Annotated in this window: 20 protein-coding genes; 10 read left to right on the forward strand and 10 right to left on the reverse strand. The window is 64.8% G+C overall.

Annotated elements, in window-relative coordinates; translation table 11 throughout:
• Genes flgG through flgH form a run of 3 tightly spaced genes read left to right on the forward strand, consistent with a single transcriptional unit; the run spans window position 1 to window position 2629 of the window.
• A complete protein-coding gene (gene flgG, locus FG93_RS20435) occupies window positions 1–792 on the forward strand; it encodes a flagellar basal-body rod protein FlgG (protein ID WP_043237687.1) in 792 nt (263 codons plus the stop codon).
• Window positions 793–803: 11 nt separating this feature from the next.
• A complete protein-coding gene (flgA, locus tag FG93_RS20440; protein WP_052513984.1) occupies window positions 804–1853 on the forward strand; it encodes a flagellar basal body P-ring formation chaperone FlgA in 1050 nt (349 codons plus the stop codon).
• A gap of 23 nt (window positions 1854–1876) precedes the next feature.
• Window positions 1877–2629, forward strand: a complete 753-nt coding sequence (gene flgH / locus FG93_RS20445; protein ID WP_043237786.1) for a flagellar basal body L-ring protein FlgH — start codon at window positions 1877–1879, stop codon at window positions 2627–2629.
• 236 nt (window positions 2630–2865) lie between these two features.
• On the opposite strand, the gene dksA is transcribed toward flgH, so the two are convergent.
• The 3 genes from dksA to FG93_RS20460 all read right to left on the reverse strand — a co-directional run bounded on the left by dksA (window position 2866) and on the right by FG93_RS20460 (window position 5861).
• A complete protein-coding gene (dksA, locus tag FG93_RS20450) occupies window positions 2866–3288 on the reverse strand; it encodes an RNA polymerase-binding protein DksA (RefSeq protein ID WP_043237690.1) in 423 nt (140 codons plus the stop codon).
• A gap of 187 nt (window positions 3289–3475) precedes the next feature.
• Entirely contained in the window at window positions 3476–4402 is a 927-nt protein-coding gene (locus FG93_RS20455) for a hypothetical protein (protein ID WP_152579534.1), read from the reverse strand.
• Window positions 4403–4487: 85 nt separating this feature from the next.
• Entirely contained in the window at window positions 4488–5861 is a 1374-nt protein-coding gene (locus FG93_RS20460) for an MBOAT family protein (RefSeq protein WP_043237693.1), read from the reverse strand.
• A 278-nt stretch (window positions 5862–6139) separates the two neighbouring features.
• On the opposite strand from FG93_RS20460, the gene FG93_RS20465 reads away from it, so the two are divergent.
• Window positions 6140–6655 (forward strand): helix-turn-helix domain-containing protein, encoded by a 516-nt coding sequence (locus tag FG93_RS20465; protein ID WP_043237694.1) that lies wholly within the window; start codon window positions 6140–6142, stop codon window positions 6653–6655.
• Between the two features lie 9 nt (window positions 6656–6664).
• Window positions 6665–7930: a beta-ketoacyl-ACP synthase II gene (fabF, locus tag FG93_RS20470; protein WP_043237696.1), complete on the forward strand. Its 1266-nt coding sequence runs from the start codon at window positions 6665–6667 to the stop codon at window positions 7928–7930.
• 9 nt (window positions 7931–7939) lie between these two features.
• Here the strand turns inward: fabF and FG93_RS20475 are convergent, their stop codons facing one another.
• On the reverse strand, window positions 7940–9469 hold the full coding sequence (locus FG93_RS20475; protein ID WP_043237698.1) for an acyl-CoA carboxylase subunit beta: 1530 nt from the start codon (window positions 9467–9469) through the stop codon (window positions 7940–7942).
• A 90-nt stretch (window positions 9470–9559) separates the two neighbouring features.
• A complete protein-coding gene (locus FG93_RS20480) occupies window positions 9560–10348 on the reverse strand; it encodes an ATP12 family chaperone protein (protein ID WP_043237787.1) in 789 nt (262 codons plus the stop codon).
• Window positions 10349–10612: 264 nt separating this feature from the next.
• Between FG93_RS20480 and FG93_RS20485 the strand changes: the two genes are divergently transcribed.
• Window positions 10613–10870 (forward strand): YjhX family toxin, encoded by a 258-nt coding sequence (locus tag FG93_RS20485; protein ID WP_043237700.1) that lies wholly within the window; start codon window positions 10613–10615, stop codon window positions 10868–10870.
• 60 nt (window positions 10871–10930) lie between these two features.
• A complete protein-coding gene (locus FG93_RS20490; RefSeq protein ID WP_043237702.1) occupies window positions 10931–11434 on the forward strand; it encodes a GNAT family N-acetyltransferase in 504 nt (167 codons plus the stop codon).
• A gap of 41 nt (window positions 11435–11475) precedes the next feature.
• Here the strand turns inward: FG93_RS20490 and FG93_RS20495 are convergent, their stop codons facing one another.
• Window positions 11476–12936, reverse strand: a complete 1461-nt coding sequence (locus FG93_RS20495) for a methyl-accepting chemotaxis protein (RefSeq protein WP_043237705.1) — start codon at window positions 12934–12936, stop codon at window positions 11476–11478.
• A gap of 446 nt (window positions 12937–13382) precedes the next feature.
• Entirely contained in the window at window positions 13383–14384 is a 1002-nt protein-coding gene (locus FG93_RS20505; protein WP_043237710.1) for a P1 family peptidase, read from the reverse strand.
• Window positions 14385–14573: 189 nt separating this feature from the next.
• On the opposite strand from FG93_RS20505, the gene FG93_RS20510 reads away from it, so the two are divergent.
• Both FG93_RS20510 and FG93_RS32970 read left to right on the forward strand, forming a co-directional pair.
• Entirely contained in the window at window positions 14574–15239 is a 666-nt protein-coding gene (locus tag FG93_RS20510) for a Spy/CpxP family protein refolding chaperone (RefSeq protein WP_043237711.1), read from the forward strand.
• A 217-nt stretch (window positions 15240–15456) separates the two neighbouring features.
• Window positions 15457–15609 (forward strand): hypothetical protein, encoded by a 153-nt coding sequence (locus FG93_RS32970; protein ID WP_161783855.1) that lies wholly within the window; start codon window positions 15457–15459, stop codon window positions 15607–15609.
• Between the two features lie 493 nt (window positions 15610–16102).
• Here FG93_RS32970 and rpsD read toward each other — a convergent pair whose 3' ends face one another.
• The gene (rpsD, locus tag FG93_RS20515; protein ID WP_043237713.1) at window positions 16103–16720 is read right to left on the reverse strand and encodes a 30S ribosomal protein S4; all 618 of its coding nucleotides are present in this window, start codon (window positions 16718–16720) and stop codon (window positions 16103–16105) included.
• A gap of 201 nt (window positions 16721–16921) precedes the next feature.
• Window positions 16922–17791, reverse strand: a complete 870-nt coding sequence (gene murI / locus FG93_RS20520) for a glutamate racemase (protein WP_043237717.1) — start codon at window positions 17789–17791, stop codon at window positions 16922–16924.
• A gap of 143 nt (window positions 17792–17934) precedes the next feature.
• Here murI and FG93_RS20525 point away from each other — a divergent pair, with 143 nt between their 5' ends.
• On the forward strand, window positions 17935–18867 hold the full coding sequence (locus tag FG93_RS20525) for a helix-turn-helix domain-containing GNAT family N-acetyltransferase (RefSeq protein WP_043237720.1): 933 nt from the start codon (window positions 17935–17937) through the stop codon (window positions 18865–18867).
• Here FG93_RS20525 and FG93_RS20530 read toward each other — a convergent pair.
• On the reverse strand, window positions 18864–20156 hold the full coding sequence (locus FG93_RS20530; RefSeq protein WP_161783856.1) for an NAD(P)/FAD-dependent oxidoreductase: 1293 nt from the start codon (window positions 20154–20156) through the stop codon (window positions 18864–18866). The genes FG93_RS20525 and FG93_RS20530 overlap by 4 nt on opposite strands.
• Window positions 20157–20646 lie beyond the last annotated feature (490 nt).

A 20646-nucleotide genomic window follows, 5' to 3' on the forward strand; every position in this document is an offset into this window, starting at 1 on the left:
ATGCGCGCCCTTCAGACCGCCGCGACCGGCATGATGGCCCAGGAACTCAACGTCCAGGTCATCTCCAACAACATCGCCAACGTGCGCACCACTGGCTACAAGCGCCAGCGCGTCCACTTCCAGGATCTTCTCTACGAGAACTTCCGTCGGGCCGGTTCCGCCACCTCCGACCAGAACACGCAGGTGCCGGCCGGGACCTTCATCGGCTCGGGCGTCAAGACGGTTTCGACCGGTCGCGTGATGACGCAGGGCAACATGACGTCGACCGAGAAGGAATACGATCTCGCCGTCAAGGGAGAGGGCTTCTTTCGTATCCGCATGCCGGATGGACGGACCGCCTATTCCCGCGACGGTTCGTTCGATCTCGATTCGCAGGGGCAGCTCGTGACCCGCGACGGCTATCAGGTCGAGCCAGGCATCACGATCCCGAACAATGCGACCAGCGTCAGCATCAATGCGCAGGGCACGGTCGAGGTCAGGCTCCCCGGCCAGACCGCGCCGCAGCAGATCGGACAGATCCAGCTCGCCCGCTTCATCAACAAGGTCGGCCTTGAATCGCTGGGCGACAATCTCTTCATCGAGACGGCAGCCTCGGGCCAGGCGATCGACGGCGTCGGTGGCGGTGAAGGGTTTGGCACGCTCCAGCAGTATTCGCTCGAGGAAGGCAATGTGCAGGCCGTCATCGAGCTGTCCTCGCTGATCTCGGCTCAGCGTGCCTACGAGATGAATTCCAAGGTCATAACGGCCGCCGACCAGATGCTGTCGGCGACGAGCCAGATGTTCCGCGGGTGAGGACCCTGCTCATGATCCGCTCCTCCAGCCTCCTTGTTTCCCTGCTCTTTGCCGGAACCGCGCTTGCGGTTCAGCCGCACGCGGCCGCGCCGGTCTCGACGGCTGCCCTTCCGGCCGAAAAGGCGCGTCCAGCCCCGGTCCTGCGCCGGATGCAGCTGCGCAACGAACTCACTCTCTCGCGGGATCTCGTCACCTTCGGCGATCTGATCGCAGGTCTTTCTCCGCAGGACGCTGCCATGCCGGCCTTCCGGGCGCCTGCGCTGGGCGAGACCGGTACGATCCAGGCCGCTCGCATCATCGAAGCCGCGAAAAATGGCGGCCTCATCCGCGAGGCGAGCGATATCGACGGCCAGGGCATTGCGCAGGTTGTCGTTACCCGCGCGGCTCGCCGCGTCATGGCCTCCGATGTCGAGGTCGCGGTGAAGACCGGGCTGCTGGAGCGCTTCGGCGTCGATAGTCGCATCTTCGCGCTCGCCGTGGATGGGGGCACACCTTCGATTGTGGTCGAGCCCGAACTGACCGCCGCCATGACGGTGGTCGATCTGAGCTACGACGCCCGCTCGCGTCGACTCCAGGCCCTGCTGACGGTGCCGGGTAGTGCCGCGCTGCGCCTGAAACCAGTGCGGATCTCAGGTCATCTGGTCGAAACGACGGAAGTCGTGGTTCCGCTCCGCGCGATTGCCCGGGGCGAGACGTTGACCGCCGCAGACGTGATCGTCGAGCGGCGCCCGCGTGAGGGCCAGGGCGTCGAGCTGATTGCCGAGATCAAGGGAGCGGTCGACAAGGTGGCGCGACGTGCGCTGATGGCCGGAATGCCACTGCGCAACGGCGATGTGCAGCGCGAGGAGATCGTCGGCCGCGGCGACCTCGTCACCATCGTCTACGAGGCGCCGGGCCTGCTTCTCACCATGCGTGGCCGCGCCGGAGAGGCTGGCGCGAAAGGCGATGTCGTCAGTGTCACCAATCCCCAATCCAAGCGTGTGCTGCAGGGGACGGTCAGCGGGCCCGGCCGGATCACAGTCAAGTCGGCCGGCATCGGCCGCGTCGCCAACGCGCAGTAGTGACGAAAATGCGGAACATCATCATGTCCCATGCCAAGCTTCTCAGGTTTTCGAGTGTCCTTGCGCTCGGTCTCACGCTCGGCGCCTGCGGCGCCGCCGATCGGCTCGCCAATGTTGGCCAGGCGCCGGCGCTCTCGCCGATCGAGGATCCGACTGCGATGAAGGGCTACAAGCCTGTGCAGATGCCGATGCCGGCGGTCGAGCATGCCTCCTTCGCGCCGAACTCGTTGTGGCGCACAGGCTCGCGCGCCTTCTTCAAGGACCAGCGCGCCCGCATGGTCGGGGACCTCGTTACGGTCAAGGTCAAGGTCACCGACCGGGCCCAGCTCGACAACACCACCAAGCGCAGCCGCAAGAACGGCGAGGATTTCGGCGCAGCGAGGATCATGGGGTTCGAGAACAAACTCGACAAATTCCTGCCGGACGGTTCCAGCGCGGGCGAATTGCTCAAGCTCGACTCCGAGGGGTCGAGCGAAGGCTCGGGTTCGGTCCGCCGCGCCGAGCAGCTTGCCACCAATGTCGCGGCCGTGGTGACCCAGACCCTGCCGAACGGCAATCTCGTGATCGAGGGCAAGCAGGAGATCCGGGTCAATTTCGAGGTGCGCGAACTGATCGTCGCCGGTGTGATCCGGCCTGAGGACATCGAATCCGACAACACCATCGATTCAAGCAAGATTGCTCAGGCGCGCATCGCTTACGGAGGGCGCGGTCAGATCACCGATGTCCAGCAGCCGCGCTACGGCCAGCAGGTGATGGACATCCTGCTGCCCTTCTGACGGTTCTCCGAGAAATCCGGCCAGGCGAGGTACGCTCCCCGCCTTTCCCTCCCTGGCCGGCGGGCTGCTTCCTCCCGAAGCACGCCCCTGTCCCGGATGCCAGCCACGCTCCCCAAGCTTTACGGCGGCATCCAGTGAAACCCCGCGCCTCCAGTGCGGGGTTTCATCCATTCCAGCAAAAAGGCCTTTCGCCATCGGCGAAAGGCCTTTTTGCTGGCTTTGAATGCCGAGGGCGTTCAGTCGTCGCGGAAAACGCGTTCGTTGCGCTCGTGACGCTCCTGCGCCTCCAGCGAAAGCGTTGCGATCGGCCGGGCCTCGAGGCGCTTGAGCGAGATCGGCTCGCCGGTCTCCTCGCAATAGCCGTAGTTGCCCTCATCGATCCGCGCGATCGCGGCTTCGATCTTGGCGATCAGCTTGCGTTGACGGTCACGTGCGCGCAACTCGATCGCGCGATCGGTCTCCGATGAGGCGCGGTCGGCGATATCGGGGTGATTCTCGCTCTCGCTCTGCAAGGTGACCAGCGTCTCCTTGGCCTCCTTGAGGATCTCCTCCTTCCAGGCGAGCAGCTTGCTGCGAAAATATTCGCGCTGCCGCTCGTTCATGAAGGGCTCGGCGTCGGAAGGTCGGTAGTCGGCGTCCAGGATGATCTGTTTCGACATAGGCGCGCTCTCTGAGTGTCTGTTTCCGGCGTGCCTACCGACTCTGCCTTAGTCGGGCCGCCGATTTGGCGCCCTTATAGCGAGGGAGAGAGACAGTAACAATCGCGATCGATGCAGTTTCAACCAATCTTGCGAAGTGGTTGTCATAAAAATGAAATCCGCCGTTCTCGGGGCATCTTTGCCAAGCCTATCGCAGAGACGTGAGCGCCGCCGCGATGCTCGTTTCGACCTCGCGGGCGACAATCTGGCGGTAATGGCTATGGTCGAAGAAATTGGAGGGCTCGCGTATCAGAGGCGTGTCGCGACGCAGATCGACAAGCTTCGTTGCGGGGCGTTTGTCGGCGAGGGCCCGGAATGCGGCCCGGCAGGCAGTGTCGGCGCGCTCCGCAGAACTGCCCGGCTCCGGCAGGGCGCTCACATAGACGGGCGGGCGCACGAGGATGACAGGGATGTCATTCGCTTCCGCTTCCAGGAGCGCGGCGAGCGCGGTCGCAGCTGGAAAGGGGCCGGTCCCGTTTCCGCCGCTGACGTTCCTCGGCGCAAGCAGCTTGCTCCGGTGCTGCGGGGAATCGAGAAAGCCCTGGATCTTATAGCCCTCCTCATAGTCCCAATAGCCGTCTGGCCGGGCACGCTCCGGGCTATGCGTCGTGAGGTACCGGATCCGTCGATGGACTTCCTCCAGCACGTCGTAACGCATCAGTCCGATAAGATATTCTGCGGTGCTCCTGCTGAAGAGCCAGAACGGGAATGGCTTTCCGATCGGCAGTGCCGGGTCCGGGGTGCACCAGGCTTCGTCGATACCGACGACCAGAGCCCGCGCGGGCTCCCGCCTATGGCGCAGGAACCAGTCGATCAGCACCAGGGTTTCCCGCGGCCCTGTTGCGGGCGCGATCAACGAGACGAACGGAACTCCGGTCAGCGCCTTGAGCTGCTCCGGTTTGACCAATTGGACATGGGAGTTGCCGAAGATGGCCCCCGAGAAGGCAGGATCGCGGCCGCGGCTGGCGGCGGCCGTGCGTGGTCCTTGCGGGCGAACGCCCTCCTTCAATGAAAGCGGTGAGCGGCCGGTGTCATAGGGATCGATCACCATGGCGGCCAGGAAGAAGGCGGACACCAGAAGACAGCCTGCAGCCAGCAGGACACGCAGAAATCCTGGCCAACGCATCCCATTAGCGGGCTTGGATGCGGTCCCCGGCCACTCAGAACTGGAAGTAGATGAATTCATAATTGGCGTCGTCGCCGATCTTGAACAACACGAGCACGAAAAGCACGGCCGTCAGCACGGCGATCCACCGCGCCGGCGGCAGTCGGTGCACCATTGCCCAGGCGGTCGGACCGATCAGCGCAAAGGCGGCAGCGGGCAGCAACGCGCGCCATTTGAAGCCGGAGCCGATGGGCGCGAAGCCGAAGAGGCCCTTGTAGATCGTCAGCGCCGCCGGGAAGGAGGAGGCGCGGAACAGGACCCAGGACAGCGTGACGAAAAGCAGTGTCAGGGCCCAGCCGAGCAACTCCGGCATCGGCAGCTTGGCGCGGCGCCAGAGCAGGCAGACGATCAAGGCCAGTCCATGGGCGATGCCCCAGGCGATGAAGGTGAGGCCGGCGCCATGCCAGAGGCCGCCGAGCGCCATGGTGGCGAAGAGCGCCCAGATCTGGGTCGGCAGGCCCCGGCGCGAGCCACCCATCCAGATGTAGAGATAGTCACGCAGGAAGCGCGACAGCGTCATATGCCAGCGCCGCCAGAAATCCTGGATGCTGACGCTGCGATAGGGCACGTCGAAATTCTGCGGCAGCACGATGCCGAAGAGCAGGGCCAGGCCGAGTGCCATGTCGGTATAGCCGGAGAAGTCGAAATAGATCTGGAGGGTGAAGGCGAGCGCGCCTTGCCAGGCCTCGGCCATCGAGACAGCCTGCCCGGCGGCAGCTGCTGCGAAGACCGGGTTGGCATATTCGGCCAGCGGGTCGCCGAGCAGCACCTTCTTGGCGAGGCCGGCGGTCAAGAGCATCAGCCCCCGCGCGATGCGTTCGACTGCGTCCGACCGCAAATAGGGCCGCTCGTCGAACTGATGCATGATCTCGCGCCAGCGCACCAGCGGCCCGGCAAGCACCTGCGGGAAGAACGCGATGTAGAGCGTATAGCGCACCAGATCGTAGCGCGGCGCCTCGCCGCGCCTGAGATCCGTCAGGTACATCACATGGTGGAAGGTGAAGAATGAAATGCCGAGCGGGAGTGCCAGATCGAGCTTGGGAGCGGGTAGTCCCGGAACCATGCCTGCGAGGTCAGCGAAGAAATTGAAGTATTTGAACAGCGCCAGCACGGCGAGGTTGAGCGCGATAGCCAGAGAAATCAGGCCGGCTCGCTTCGTCTTCAGGAAGGCTTCGGCGATCCACCAGTTGAGCAGGATCGAGAAAGCGAGCAGCGGGACGAAGCGCCAGTCCCAATAGCCGTAGAAGACAAAGGACAGGAGCGCCAGAACAGGGAGCCGCAGGCTTGGCTGAAAACGCTCGACCAGCCAGTGCAAGGCCAGTGCCGGCGGCAGAAAGCCGAGCAGGAAGACGAAGGAATTGAACAGCATCGAGTGCGGGAGATCTCTTGGGGGCGAGCGCCGCCTTAGACGATTATTTTGCTGGAGTCATGCCCGTGGGGCGCAGGCCGGGAGGTTCGGCGAAGCTGGTTGCAGAACAGAAATGCTCGCTGGGCGCGTAATTTTTCCGATATGCAAAGTATGCGCGCAATTCTGCATACGGATGAAGCGTTCCGAACGTCGGGCTAGCGGCCCAGCACGAAAGGCGCCTGCATTCGGCTAGATCGGTTACTTGCAAAAAGATAGTTGCTGGTCTAGCCGGTACGGGCATGCAACCCAGGCTCACCTCACTCTCGGAATGCCCCTGCGCGCGGACGGTCGATACCGTGGGCGAGTGGTGGAGCATCCTGATCCTGCGTGATGCGCTCGGGGGCCTCACGCGCTTCGACGAATTTCAGACGAGCCTCGGCATTGCGCCCAATATGCTGGCCCGGCGCCTCAAACATCTGACGGCGAGCGGCCTGTTCGAGCGGCGGCTCTATCGTGACCGGCCAAAACGGTATGAATACCTGCTCACCGTTAAGGGGCGGGACTTCTTCCCGGTGATTGCGGCGATGCTCGCCTGGGGCAACCGGTATCTCGCCCCCGAGGGCGTGTCCCTGCTGCTGGCGGGGCGCGATTCGGGCCGGCCGCTCGCCCCGATCCTGGTCGATGCGGCCAGCGCGATGCCGATCACGTCCGATAATGTCGTTCTCATCCCCGGTCCGCGAGCCAGCGAACAGATGCGCCAGCGCATTGCCGCGCAGAGGGACTTGCGGCTGCTCTCTCCCTCTCACATCGAATAGGATCTGCCGATGCGCCGCGTCGTCGTAACCGGTATGGGCGTTGTCTCGCCCCTGGGCTGTGGAACCGAACTGGCATGGTCGCGCCTGCTCGCCGGCCGCTCCGGGCTGCGCCGCCTGCCCGACAGCATTGTCGAGACTTTGCCGGCCAAGGTTGCCGGCGTCGTGCCGACAAAGGCGGAGGATGCCGAGGGCGGCTTCGATCCCGACGGCGCGATCGCGCCCAAGGACCAGCGCAAGATGGATCGCTTCATTCAGTTCGCACTGGTGGCGGCGAAGGAGGCACTGGAGCAGGCCGGCTGGGCGCCGATCGAGGACGTGCAACGGGAGCGCACCGCGACGGTCATCGCCTCCGGCATCGGCGGCTTCCCGGCGATTGCCGAAGCGGTGCGCATAACCGATACGCGGGGTGTGCGGCGGCTCTCGCCCTTCACGATCCCGTCCTTTCTGGTCAATCTCGCGGCCGGCCATGTCTCGATCGACCACGGCTTCAAGGGACCGATCGGCGCCCCGGTCACGGCCTGCGCTGCCGGCGTGCAGGCGATCGGCGATGCGGCGCGCCTGATCCGGGCCGGAGAGGCGGATATCGCTCTCTGCGGCGGCACTGAGGCCTGCGTCGATCTTGTCGCGCTTGGCGGCTTTGCCGCGGCGCGGGCGCTCTCGACGGGTTTCAATGACGAGCCCGAGCGCGCGTCCCGCCCCTTCGACCGGGACCGCGACGGCTTCGTCATGGGCGAGGGCGCCGGCATGTTGGTGATCGAGGCGCTGGAGCATGCGCAAGCGCGGGGCGCTACACCTCTGGCCGAGATCACCGGCTACGGCACCAGCGCCGATGCCTATCACATCACGTCAGGACCGGAAGACGGTTCGGGCGCGCGCCGCGCCATGGAGATCGCCCTGAAACAGGCGGGCCTGCAGCCGGCCGATATCCGTCATCTCAATGCGCATTCGACCTCGACCCCGGTTGGCGACCGTGGCGAGTTGGCGGCAATCAAGGCCCTCTTCGGTTCGGAGCGCAGCATCGCGATCAGCGCCACCAAATCGGCGACGGGCCACTTGCTCGGCGCTGCCGGAGGGCTGGAAGCGATCTTCACGATCCTGGCGCTGCGCGACCAGATCGCTCCGCCGACACTCAACCTCGACAATCCGGACGAGGATGCGGCAGGCCTCGATCTCGTGGCGAGGGAAGCGCGTCCGCTTCCGATGGAGCATGCCATCTCGAACGGTTTTGGCTTTGGCGGCGTCAATGCGAGTGCGGTGTTCCGCCGCTGGCGGTAGATCGCACTGTCACAGCGGAATATTGTCGTGCTTGCGCCAGGGCCGCTCGACGCTCTTGGTCCTGAGCATGGCCAGTGCCCGGGCGATCCGACGGCGGGTCGAGTGCGGCATGATCACCTCGTCGACATAGCCGCGTTCGGCGGCGACGAAGGGGCTCATGAAACGGTCCTCATATTCCTTGGTCTGGCGGGCGATGGTCTCGGCATCGCCGCCGCGGAAGATGATCTCGACCGCGCCCTTGGCGCCCATCACTGCGATTTGCGCCGTCGGCCAGGCATAGTTGACGTCGGCGCCGATATGTTTTGAGGCCATCACGTCATAGGCGCCGCCGAAGGCCTTGCGGGTGATGACCGTGACCAGCGGCACGGTGCATTCGCTATAGGCGAAGAGCAGCTTGGCGCCGTGCTTAATCAGCCCGCCATATTCCTGCGACGTGCCTGGCAGGAAACCCGGCACGTCGACGAAGGTGACGATCGGGATCTCGAAGGCGTCGCAATAGCGCACGAAACGGGCCGCCTTGCGGCTGGCATCCGAATCGAGCACGCCGGCGAGCACCATTGGCTGGTTGGCGACGACGCCGATGGTGCGGCCCTCGATGCGGCCGAAGCCGGTGACGATATTGCCGGCATAGGCCGCCTGGATCTCGAAGAAGTCGCCCTCGTCGAGCGTCTTCAGGATCAACTCCTTGATGTCATAGGGCTTGTTCGGATTGTCCGGCACCAGCGTGTCGAGGCTCATGTCGACGCGGTCAGGCACGTCGAAGCTCGGCCATTCCGGGACGCCGACCGTGTTGTTGGCCGGCAGGAAATCGATCAGCCGGCGCACCTGCAGCAACGCCTCGACATCGTTCTCGAAGGAGCCGTCGGCCACCGAGGATTTCGAGGTATGGACCTTGGCGCCGCCCAATTCCTCGGACGTGACGGTCTCGTTGGTGACGGTCTTCACCACTTCCGGACCGGTGACGAACATGTAGCTCGTGTCGCGGACCATGAAGATGAAGTCGGTCATGGCCGGGGAATAGACGTCGCCGCCTGCGCATGGGCCCATGATCACCGAGATCTGGGGAATGACGCCCGAGGCCGCGACATTGCGCTTGAAGACCTCGCCATAGCCGCCGAGCGCCGCGACGCCTTCCTGGATGCGGGCGCCACCGGCATCGAACAGGCCGACGATCGGGGCCCGCATCTTCAGCGCCATCTCCTGGATCTTGGTGATCTTCTGGGCATGTGTCTCGGAGAGAGAGCCGCCGAAGACGGTAAAGTCCTTTGAGAAGACGAAGATGGTGCGTCCATTGACCGTGCCCCAGCCGGTGACGACGCCGTCACCCGGGATCTTCTCACCCTTCTCCATGCCGAAATCGACGCAGCGGTGCTGCACGAACATGTCGAATTCTTCGAAGGAGCCGTGATCGAGCAGGAGCTCGATACGCTCGCGCGCCGTCAGCTTGCCGCGCTTGTGCTGCGCCTCGATGCGCCTGTCGCCGCCGCCCTTGCGCGCGCCTTCACGGCGGGATTCAAGCTGCTCGAGAATGTCCTTCATGGAAATGCCCCGTCGCCGGTCAGAACGCCTGCGTTTTCGGCTTAAGGGGCGAAGGCCATGCTGTCCATCAGCCGTTCGTTCGGGCTTTCGCTATCCGTGTTGGAGCAGAAGCACGGCCGCCGCGAATTCCTGGCGGCGGATCGTCCGCCTTTCGGCGGCTTCCTCGTCCTGTCCCCAGATCTCGATCTGGTAGTCCTCATCGAGATGGGCTGCGGTCCATGCCTGTTCTTCGTCCAGCCGCGCGTCGGCGAGAGCCAGCATGAGAATGGTCGAGCCTGAAAGTGTCATCACATTATGCGCTCCGGCGAGCGCCAGCGGCGCGGCAAGATGGGCAACGCGGCGGGCGACGGCGGCGAGCAATTCGGCCGGCTGTTTCGCAAACATCACGCCCTCGGCGAGGGTGAAGCGGGCACCGAGCGCGGCCTCGGCGTCGGCGATGATCGGGCCCCAGACACTATGCTGGCGCTCGACCAGATTGTCCGGTTCGCTGGCGCGATAACAAAGCGCATCGCTGCCGGCATAGCGTACGATCTCGGCGCGCACGGCCTCATGCTGATCGGAGACGCCGTCGAGCGCCGAGTTGACCAGTCGTGTCAGCGGCATGACGGCGGGGTCGATCCGCTCGCCCTGGGCCTGCCATTCCGCAGCGAGCGCCTCGGCGACCGGGCGCGAGGTAATGGCCAAGGGATTGCGTGCCGGGGTCAGGGCCGTCCTGCCATCGAGCGCGACATGGAACAGCCCGTCGCGCTCGAGCACGCTCGCGGTCTCATAAAAGCGCTTGGGCAAGGCGTTGCGCATCGCGCTCTGCGCTGCCGCAACAGGATCGGGCTGGGGCGTGCCGGGCGCGCCGAACCGCTGGAGAAATGCATCTGTCGACATGCCGTCCCCATAGCGCATTCGATGCAGGTGCGAAACGCCCCAGGCGGCTGTTGACGTTAGGAGGGGGGTGCTTTAAGCGCCCGTTCTCCCGCGCCAATGCGCCGGGAAATGACCTTGTTGGGGGATTTCATGTTTGAGAGTGCGGGAACCCGGTGACGTTTCGCTTCGGCGGAACGTGATGCAGCGCCGGGTCTGAAATGCGGCATTCGATGCCTGCATGCGGCTCAGGCGCTTGTCATGGTTTCATGCACAGGCACTACAAACATGAATATCTCCAGGGGCGAGCAGCGCGTGCTGCACGTGCTGGCCCAGAGCGGGCATATCCGTCACCATCGCGGCGATGATGGCCGCATCCACCATGTCGACTGCTTCACGCATGAGGGCTACGTGCTGACCAACTGCACGCTCGAGCTTTTCGGTCGTCTCAGGCGCAAGCGGATGATCGAATCGAAGCAGGGCCGGCCCTATCGCATCTCGCGGCAGGGCCGGCTCGCCGTGAGGTCGCAGGCCGATAACCGGTGAGGCCAAGGGGGGAGGGCCCGTCATGGGCCCTCCTGCTGCTGTGCTATCCGAGGACGAGACATGATCATCCGAGACGAGCAACCAGCTGATATTCCCGCGATCCGGGCTCTTGTTGCTGGCGCCTTCAGGGACGCATCTCACAGCAGCCAGACGGAGGCCGCGATCGTCGATGGCCTGCGCGGGGCCGGTGTGCTGGCGTTGTCCCTTGTCGCCGCCGATGGCGGCGACCTGCTCGGCCATGTCGCCTTCTCGCCGGTCGCGATTGGTGGGCAGGAGCTTGGCTGGTATGGTCTCGGACCTCTGGCTGTTCATCCGGAGATGCAGGGGCGAGGCATCGGGCAGGCTTTGGTGCGCGCCGGCCTCGACAGGTTGAAGGCGATCGGTGCAAAGGGCTGCGTGCTGCTGGGGGCGCCGGCCTATTATGGCCGCTTCGGTTTCACGACTGACCCGCGGCTCTGGCTTGCCGATGTGCCGCAGGAATATTTCCAGGTGCTTGCCTTTGGCGGGGAACTGCCGACGGGCGAAGTCCGCTACCATGCGGCGTTCGAGGCGGCCGGATCGTAAGGCAAACGAGCCCCGGTCTCGCAGCTGCGCACGCATGAGAATCAGGTTGCCCGGATCCGCCCCAGGAACTGCGCGACCTCGGTGTCGAGATGCGCGGATTGGGCGGCCAGCCTGTCGGCGGATTCGGCCACGAAGGCCGCGGCCTGACCGGTTTCCGCTGCCACCCGGCTGACGAACTCGATATTGCCGGAGGCCGCGATAGTCTCGTGTGCTGCAATCTCGATGTTGCGGGCAATCCCCGATGTGGCGGCGTTCTGCTGTTCGACGACGGTCGCGACTGCTGCCGAGACCTTATTGAGCGAGCCGATGGTCGTGTTCATGGTGTCGATGGCACGGACGGCCTCTTCGCTGGAGTTGCGGATCGCTTCGATCTGGCGCTGGATATCTTCTGTCGCCAGCGAGGTCTGGTTGGCCAGTGCCTTGACCTCCTGGGCCACGACCGCAAAGCCACTGCTGGAATGACCGAAGCGAGCCGCTTCGATCGCGGCATTGAGGGCCAGCAGATTTGTCTGCGTGGCAATCGTCGAGATCATGCCGACGATATTCCCGACATTGTCGGCCTTCTTCGAAAGCTGGTTGACCGTCGTCAGCACGGTCTGTGCATTGGTGGTGGTCGAACCGACGATCCGAGAGGTTTCGGCAACCTGCTTGTCGATTTCCCTGATCGAGGCTGCAAGCTCGCTGGTCGCCTGCGTTACGGCGATCACATTCGAAGAGGCCTGATGCGAGGAGGTCGAGGCAGCCTTCGAGCGTTCCGCGACCTGTGTGGCGCCGCTCATCATTTGCTGGGCGGCGGCACTGACCGTTTGCACGGACGAGATCACATCCCGCGCGATGCCGGCGATCTTGCTTTCAAAGTCACTCGCGATCGCGAACAGGATCGTTCGCCGCTCGGTGGCTGCTCGCTCCGTCGTCGTTGCGACCTCGTGCCGGGCTTCCTCCGCGGCGAGCTGCGCCGTAGTTGCTGCTTGCCGTTCGCGCTCGGAGGCAATGAAGGCGGCGCGAAGCGAATTCACGATCCAGCCGAGGGCCACGGCCTGAACGACGACGATCACCGCATGGAGGAGCACGCGGCCGAGGCCGCCGCCATTCGGGAAGACCGCCACTGGATTGATCGCGCTGAGAAGTCCGTGATGGGATGCAACCGCGATCGTCGTCGGCACGAAGACGCGCCAGTCGAGCCAGCCGGACAATACGGCGAGCATGGCGAAGAAATACATATGCGTGTCGGCCTGATAGGGATGGCCGCTGAACGCGTAGACCAGAAGCATCACCTGTCCCATGGTGGCGACAGAGGTTATCTGGCGCGCGAGCCAGTTCGTCCCATCGATCCACCATGCCAGCGTTCCCAGGCTGGCAAGCCCGACGCCGGCTGCAAGGAGAAGTTCAAAATTGTCGTGCTCCGTCAGACCATTGGTTAGTGCCAGAAGCGCGGCATTTGCCCAGAGCACGCCATTCAGTACATAGGCGAACTGCGCTCTGAGTTGTTCGACATTGTTCATGTACGGCGCCTCCCAGAGCGGCTCATGCAAAGTCTGGCCAATGTCGCGCTGGCCACGAGCCAGGCGCCCGAGCGATAAAGGCCCACGGCATAATCGGGGCGGTCGCTGATGCTGATGACGAGGGAGGGCGTGTCTCCAAATTCGAGCAGGCGTCCGCCCGCTTGCCCGATCGCTGCAGCTGCTTCGGCCGCCGTCGTGCCCGGAGGAAAATATGAAGCGACCGGGCGGCCGGATATTGGCCAAGCCGCAGTGAGGAGCGCAGCCAGCGCCGTGGCGAGACCGAACGTGGCGCCAAAGGCGATCTCACGCATGCTGCAGCCTGTATCGATGATCGCGCGACCGGCGCGAAGCGGTCAACGAAGATAGGTCCGTGCAACTACACGTGAATGATGTGGAGTCTTGCCTTTCCAGTTGGTAAACGCTGCGGGAGCGGAGCGGAGCGAGCGTCAGGTTCCGAACCTGTCGCGCCAGGCGGGCTTGGCTCCGGCAAAGGGAAGGGCCGTTGCGGCATGGATGCCGCGTGCGACGGCTCGAGCGAGGACGTCGGCTGCGGTCGCGCACAGTTCGGCCAGGGCGAAGGCATCGGACGGCGCGCCGCTATGACCAGTCGCCGCGGCAAAGACGATGTCGCCGTCGAGGGGGGCATGGGCCGGCCTGAGTGCCCGGGCCAAACCATCATGCGCCGCAAGAGCCAGCCGCTTCGCCTGCGACTTGGTCAGTGAGGCGTCGGTCGCGACGAGTGCGATCGTGGTGTTCTGCCCGGTGCCGCCCTTGAAGCGCAGCCTGAGATCATCAGGTGAAATCGCGGAGGGCCAGCCGAGGCCGCCGAACTCACTCTCGCACTCATAGGGAGCGGCCCAGAAGCAAGGTCCGTCGCCGATCGTGGCACTGCCGACGGCATTGACGGCGACGAGGGCGCCGACGATCTGCCCGGTGGCGGCGCGCGCGCTGGCTGAGCCCAGGCCCCCCTTGAGCGTGGCTGTGGTCGCACCGTAGCCTGCGCCGGCACTTCCGAGGGCAAAGTCCGCGCCGACATTCTCTGCCGCCGCGCGCGCCAGTGCGCGATAGGGGGCTTCCGCGCCATTGCCTTTGGCCCAGCCCTTGTCACCGCCGTTCAGGAGATCGAAGAGGATCGCCTGCGGCACGATCGGCACGCGCATGCCACCGACCGGGAAACCGCGCCCGTTTGCGGCAAGCGCCGCCATGACCCCGTCAGCGGCCGCCAGTCCCCAGGCGGAGCCACCGGAGAGCACGATGGCGTCGACATGCTCGACCGTCATTTCCGGCTCCAGCAATGCGGTATCGCGGGAGCCGGGAGCGCCGCCGAGAACGGCGACTGAGGCCATGGTCGGGCGGTCAAACAGGGCCACAGTGACGCCGGTCGCGGCGGCAAGGTCCTGGGCTTGCCCGACGAGGAGGCCGCGCACATCGGTGATCAGGTTGCGCATCACGAGGAATGACACCGGGAGAGCTGGGGGAACTTCGCGCTCGCTGGCGCGTCATCGCTACATTACGATCTTTTCATGCTTGCGCCATTGCAGGGTCAGGAGCGCGAGGTCAGCCTTGCCGTGATCGCGAACCGGCTTCGAGACCCGCCAGCGACCTGACCTTGTCGATACGACAAACGGAGACCCAGGATGAAACGCATCGCCCTTATCGCAGCTTCGTCGGCAGCCGCTCTGGCCGCGACGTTCGCGATCGCGCAGCCGCAGCCGCAGCCAGTTCCGCCCGCCGGCGGATCCGAATCCTCGCGCGACATGACCCGACAGGAGCGGATGGAGCAACGCGACCAGCGCCGCGCCGAGCAGATGGAAGCCCGCATGAAGGAGCGGTTCGAGCGGGCGCAGGCCCGCATGAACGAACGCTTTGCCAAATTGCGCACCGACATGAAGCTCAAGCCCGAGCAGGTCCCGTTGTTCGATGCGGTCGAGAACACGGTGAAGAAGGGCATGGAACAGCGTCGCGAGGGCTTCGCGGCGATGCGCGAGCAGCGTGACAACTTCCGCCATGCCGATATCATGGAGCGGCTGGACGCAATGGCCAGCCGCCAGGCCGCGCGTGCTACGCGCAGCAAGGAACTCGCGGATGCCGTTCGTCCGCTGTGGTCAACTTTGAGCGATGAGCAGAAGACGGTGGCGCGCCGGGCTGTGCGCGAGGCGTTCTCCGAGGGGCACGACCGCATGGAGCGGATGCGGGAGAACATGCGCGAGCGCTGGCAGGATCGACGCGGCGGTTGGGATCGCGACGATGATGATCGTGGTTCGCGTCGCGGCCGCTATGACAGCGACGACGACCACAACTGATCGCGTCCCGATCGGCTTCACGAGGCGGCTCCTTCGGGCCGCCTTTTTCTATGCTGCTGTCGGACGTGCATGTTCGCATGACGATGCCCAAGAGCAAGGCAGTAAACGTTGAGGCGACCGCAGTCATGAAAAACGAGAGTTTACCATGATCCTTCAAATTGAGTTCATTTTTGAGCGCCTAGGCTCCACGCAGTAACTCTCGTGAGAGGGGCGTCTCATGAAGGCTCAATCGTCCACCTGGCTGATGAGGATTTTCATCGCCTTCGTTTTCATCCTCTGTCTGTTCGGCCCGTATGGCCTTTCGATCCTGATCGGCTGCGTCGGGCTCGGCTGCTATTTCTTTCGTGACGAGGTGGGTTCGCATCTCTGACGAACGATAACCCGACAGTGCCGCAGCGAGGGGGCGTGCGTCAAAGAGGGGGTGGCTCCTGCTGGCCGCCCCTTTTGCTGTTTTGCTCAGGGCCTTGTGGCCCTGCCCTGCCTATCGCGGTGTGCTCGGATATCCGCGCCATGGCATGACGAAGGCGGGCAAGCCGGGCATCGACGCACAGCCGCGCTTCGGCATCTATCGCGATGCGCTGCCTGATGTCTCGCAGACCATCCAGTTCAACGGCATCGCCTTCTGGACCCGGAGCCCCGCCGGACATCCGGCGTGGAACGGTATCGAGATCGGGCCGGATCGAGGGCGAGGAGTGCTGGGGGGCGGAGCGGGACACCGAACGGTCGGCTCCCGCTTCGTGTTCCGCCCCAGGACAGGACGCTGGGTGCCCTTATTAAGGGCTCAAACAGAAAGGGGCGGCTCCGTAGAGCCGCCCCTTTCTGATTCTGATCGGAGCCACGCGGCCCGAACCTGAAAGGCAGGATCAGCGCGAGTAGAACTCGATGACCAGGTTCGGTTCCATCTGCACCGCGTAGGGCACGTCCGAGAGGGTCGGGGTGCGGGTGTAGGTGGCCGAGAACTTGGTGTGGTCGGCATCGATGTAGTCCGGCACGTCGCGCTCGGCGAGCGCGGCCGATTCGATCACGATGGCGAGCTGGCGGGAGGATTCCTTCACCGCAATCACGTCGCCCGGCTTGACCTGGTAGGACGCGATGTTGACGCGCTTGCCATTGACCGTGACGTGGCCGTGGTTGACGAACTGACGAGCGGCAAAGACCGTCGGGACGAACTTGGCGCGGTAGATCACCGCGTCGAGACGGCGCTCGAGCAGGCCGACGAGGTTCTCGCCCGAGTCGCCCTTCAGGCGGATCGCCTCGGCGTAGTAGCGGCGGAACTGCTTCTCGGAGATCGAGCCGTAATAGCCCTTCAGCTTCTGCTTGGCGCGCAGCTGCGTACCGAAATCGGAGGGCTTGCCCTTGCGGCGCTGGCCGTGCTGGCCGGGGCCGTATTCGCGGCGGTTGACCGGGGACTTCGGGCGGCCCCAGATGTTCTGACCGAGACGGCGGTCAATCTTGTACTTCGCCTCGTGGCGCTTCGACATATCGCGTGTCCTCTTGGTTCGCGAGTTGAGGACCGCGCCCTCCTGTCCCCGTTTCCAGGGCGACAGATCCGGCTCTCGACGAGCGGATCACGGGTGCGGAAAAAGCCTCGCGGGCCCTGATGGACCCGCGCGACGAGAGCCCTATAGGCGCAGGAGCCCCAGCAAGTCAAATGCCTTGGGGCGACGCCTGGGAATTGGCGTTCAATTCATCAGCGGAAATGGCTCGATCAGGACCTGGGACAGTCCGTAGCCTGCGAGAGCGATGCGCAGCGGTCCGCTGATGCCGGCCCCGCCCGTGAAAATCGCCGGCGCGTCGCCTGCAGCGCTGAAGGGCGGGGGCGCTGCCGGTCCAAGCAATTGGGAAACCCGCCGGGCGATGGCCGGGGCAGGGTCGACCCAAGTGACGGACCACGGTGCCAGTCGGCGCATGCGTTCCAGCAGCAGCGGATAATGCGTGCAGGAGAGTGTGATCACGTCGGTCCGCCCGCCGTCATTCTCTACGAAGCAGGGCTCGAGTTCAGCAAGGATTGCCGCGTCGTCGATCATCTCGCCCTTGAGCGCCGCTTCGGCGAGGCCGGCAAGGCGAGTCGAGCCGACCAGCGTAACCTCGCAGCGAGCCGCATAGGCCTCGATCAGGCCGCGCGTATAGTCGCGGGCGACAGTGCCGGGCGTCGCCAGGACCGAGATCAGGCCGCTGCGGGTGGTCTCGGCTGCTGGCTTGATCGCCGGAACGGTGCCGATGAAGGGGATGGTGAAGCGGGCGCGCAACGCCGGCAGCACCAGCGTCGAGGCGGTGTTGCAGGCGATCACCACAAGGTCAGGATGATAGCGCGCAATCAGCCGCTCCATGACCTGCAGGACGCGGTCGACGAGTTCCGCTTCGCTGAGCCGGCCATAGGGGAAGCCGGCGTCATCGGCGGCGTAGACGATGCGTGCGTCCGGACGGGCGCGCGTGGTCTCCGCCAGCACAGTCAGGCCGCCGAGGCCGGAATCGAAGACGAGGATGATGGGTTGGCGGCGTGGCATCACGGCTGCGCCATAGGCTGTTCCGGCCAGAAGATCGACCCGCATGCGTCGGCGCCTGCACAGGAGATGGATGAGCGCTTCATTGGGCCAGAGCCCGGTTAAGGAGTGGTCAAGGAACTCCTGCCTGCAGTCGTTCAATTTAATTGACTTTGTCCATCAACTGGAGATCCTGAACCACGGAGATCACCATGGACGCCACAGATACCCCCGCAATCGCTGCGATCCGACGCTTCAACCGCTTCCACACGCGCTGGATTGGAGCGCTCGGTGGCAGCCTGCACGGCTCCGGCTTTGCGCTGACCGAGGCGCGCGTGATCTATGAGTTGGCTCAACGTGACGATTGGCTCGCAAGCGAGCTGGCGCGCGAGCTTGCTCTCGATCCCGCCTATCTCTCCCGCATCCTCAAGCGCTTTGCTGCTGCCGGCTGGCTGAGACGCGAGCGTTCGCCTGACGACGGGCGGGCTTCGCACCTGTTGCTGACGCGAGAGGGGCAAGAGGCCTTTCGGCCGCTGGATGAAGCGTCACGCGACCAGGCCGGCTCGATCCTGGCGCGCCTCGGACAGTCGGCTCAGGCGGATCTGGTCGAGGCGCTGGGAACCGCTGAACGGCTATTGTCCGGAGCTGGGGAGCAAAAGCGGCGACCGCTCATCCGTGAACACAGGCCCGGCGATATCGGCTGGGTGATATCGGCGCATGGTCGGCTCTATGCGGAAGACTATGGCTGGGACATCAGCTTCGAGGCGCTGGTCGCGGAGATCGCGGCGAAGTTCCTGCGAGACTTCCAGCCCGGCACGGAGCGCTGCTTCATCGCGGAGCTGGACGGGGTGCCGGTCGGCTCGGCCTTCGTGGTTCGAGAGTCGGACGAGGTCGCCAAACTCCGGCTCGTGCTGGTTGAGAAGCGCGGTCAGGGGCTGGGTCTCGGCAAGGCGCTGGTGCAGGAGGCGATCGGCTTTGCGCGATCGGCCGGTTATCGGCGCATGGTCCTGTGGACCAACGACATCCTGCACGCGGCGCGCGGCATCTATGTTGCCGCCGGTTTCAAGCTCATTGCCGAGGAGAAGCACCATTCCTTCGGGCAGGATCTGGTGGGGCAGAATTGGGAGCTGGAGCTGGAGAGCTAAGCCTTCAGCCGCGCCACGGCCGCTGCGGCCGCCCGCCCCGCCAGGGTCGCGCCGCCCACCGTCATCGCGCCGCCGCCGGCCGTCGCCTCGCCTGCCAGCCAGATGCGGCCGCCGATCGGCTCGGCAAGCCTGTCCCGTGCGGTCTCGAAGCCGGGTTGGCAGACGGAATAGGAGCCATGCGAGAACGGATCGGTCCACCAGACGGGGAATGACACGCCGGTGACGGCCTTGCGAAAGCTCTCGCCAACCATCCTGGCCAATAGCTCGGTCACATGATCGCGTGCGGCGGCGATTCCCGCACGGGAGAGGTCGCGCGCGTAGTCTCCGCCGCAATAGGCGATGGCGATGTCCCTGTCGTCGGGGAAGAGGTCGATATTCATCATGGCCTTGGGCGAGCCGGCTTCGAGATAGCTCATGCCCGGCTTGATGCCGAAGCGATCCCCCTCGACCTTGAGCGCGATCTTGGTGAGAGCGCCCATGCCGATCCCGTTCAGGGCGTCGCGGGTTCGGGCTGGCAACGCAGGCGTGAAGCGGATGCTGCCGGCCTTCAGAACGCCGACCGGCACGGTGACGATGCAGGCGCGCGCCTTTAGCGTCCCCGAGCGCGTCGTGATCTCGACTCCGGGCCCGTCCCAGCGAATGGCTTCGACCGGTTCGCCAAGGCGGATATCGAGCCCTTCGCCATGGCGTGCGACCAGATTGCCGTAGCCCGAGGGAACGACGAAGTCGTCGCCGCTCCACAGGCGCTGGTAGTCGCGCGCCGAAATGCGATCAGATTCCTCACCGATCGAGAGCAATAGCCCGGAGGTGGCGACAGGCGCTACATCCGGCCCGAGATCTCCGAGCAGCTCCGCCACGGAGAGATCGCGCTTCGAAATGTCGACCGTCTCGAGCCTGCGATCGACTTGCCCGAAGGCACCGCGCCGCTTGATCCGCTCGGCATCCGACATCGGTTGGCCGTTGGCGAAAACCTGGAAGCCGCTGCCCCAGGATTCGTTCGGTGTCGGGATACCGAGATCGGCGGCGATCTTTACCCAGGGGTTTCGCTCCGCCCAGTGGATGAACATCGCGCCGGCATCATAGGCAGCGCCAAGCGAGGTGTCGGTGAAGGCGCGGCCACCGACACGGTTGCGGGCCTCGAGGATCACGACCTGGCGCCCGGCCGTTTTCAGTTCGCGTGCGGCTGCAATGCCGGCTGCGCCCGCGCCGATGACGACGATATCGAGATCGCCTGCGAGCGAAGGACCGGGCGCGCCGGCAGCGACTGCGGCAAGCGCAGTTGAGCCCATGAGGAAAGTCCGGCGGTCGAGCATCTTCAACATTGTCCGCAGCGGTCCGGCGCCATGATGCGCGACTGCTTGTGCGTTGCAATACGCAACCCGCTTTGCGGCCGGATCACGGCAATCACGAGATCGGGAGGAGGGCTTGAGCGAGGCCGAGGTCCGAGAGTGGTGTTCGTAGTATAGAATATCTATAAATTAGAATGACTCGGCATTGGATTGATTCTATTGTTTTGCAATTGAATGAGAATCGATTGACAGAATTCGACTCTATTTCTATCGAGGGGCGGCTTTACTGAATTGATAAAGCTTAGTTTTCAGCAGTTTTAAACTGCGGGCTGCGCATCCAATCCATTGGCGGCGCCGGCGGGGGCGGGGGGTCAGACGCGCCGCCCCGGCCCGGGGGGGGGGGCGGTGCGGCGGGGGGCGGCGCGCTCCGCCCAGCGCGCCGCCCTCGCGGATGGGGCGGGTGGGGGCACGAATCGCCGGCGGCGGGGGG

Origin of the sequence: Allobosea sp. LC85 (genome assembly GCF_000735605.1) — a bacterium.
Lineage (GTDB): Bacteria > Pseudomonadota > Alphaproteobacteria > Rhizobiales > Beijerinckiaceae > Allobosea.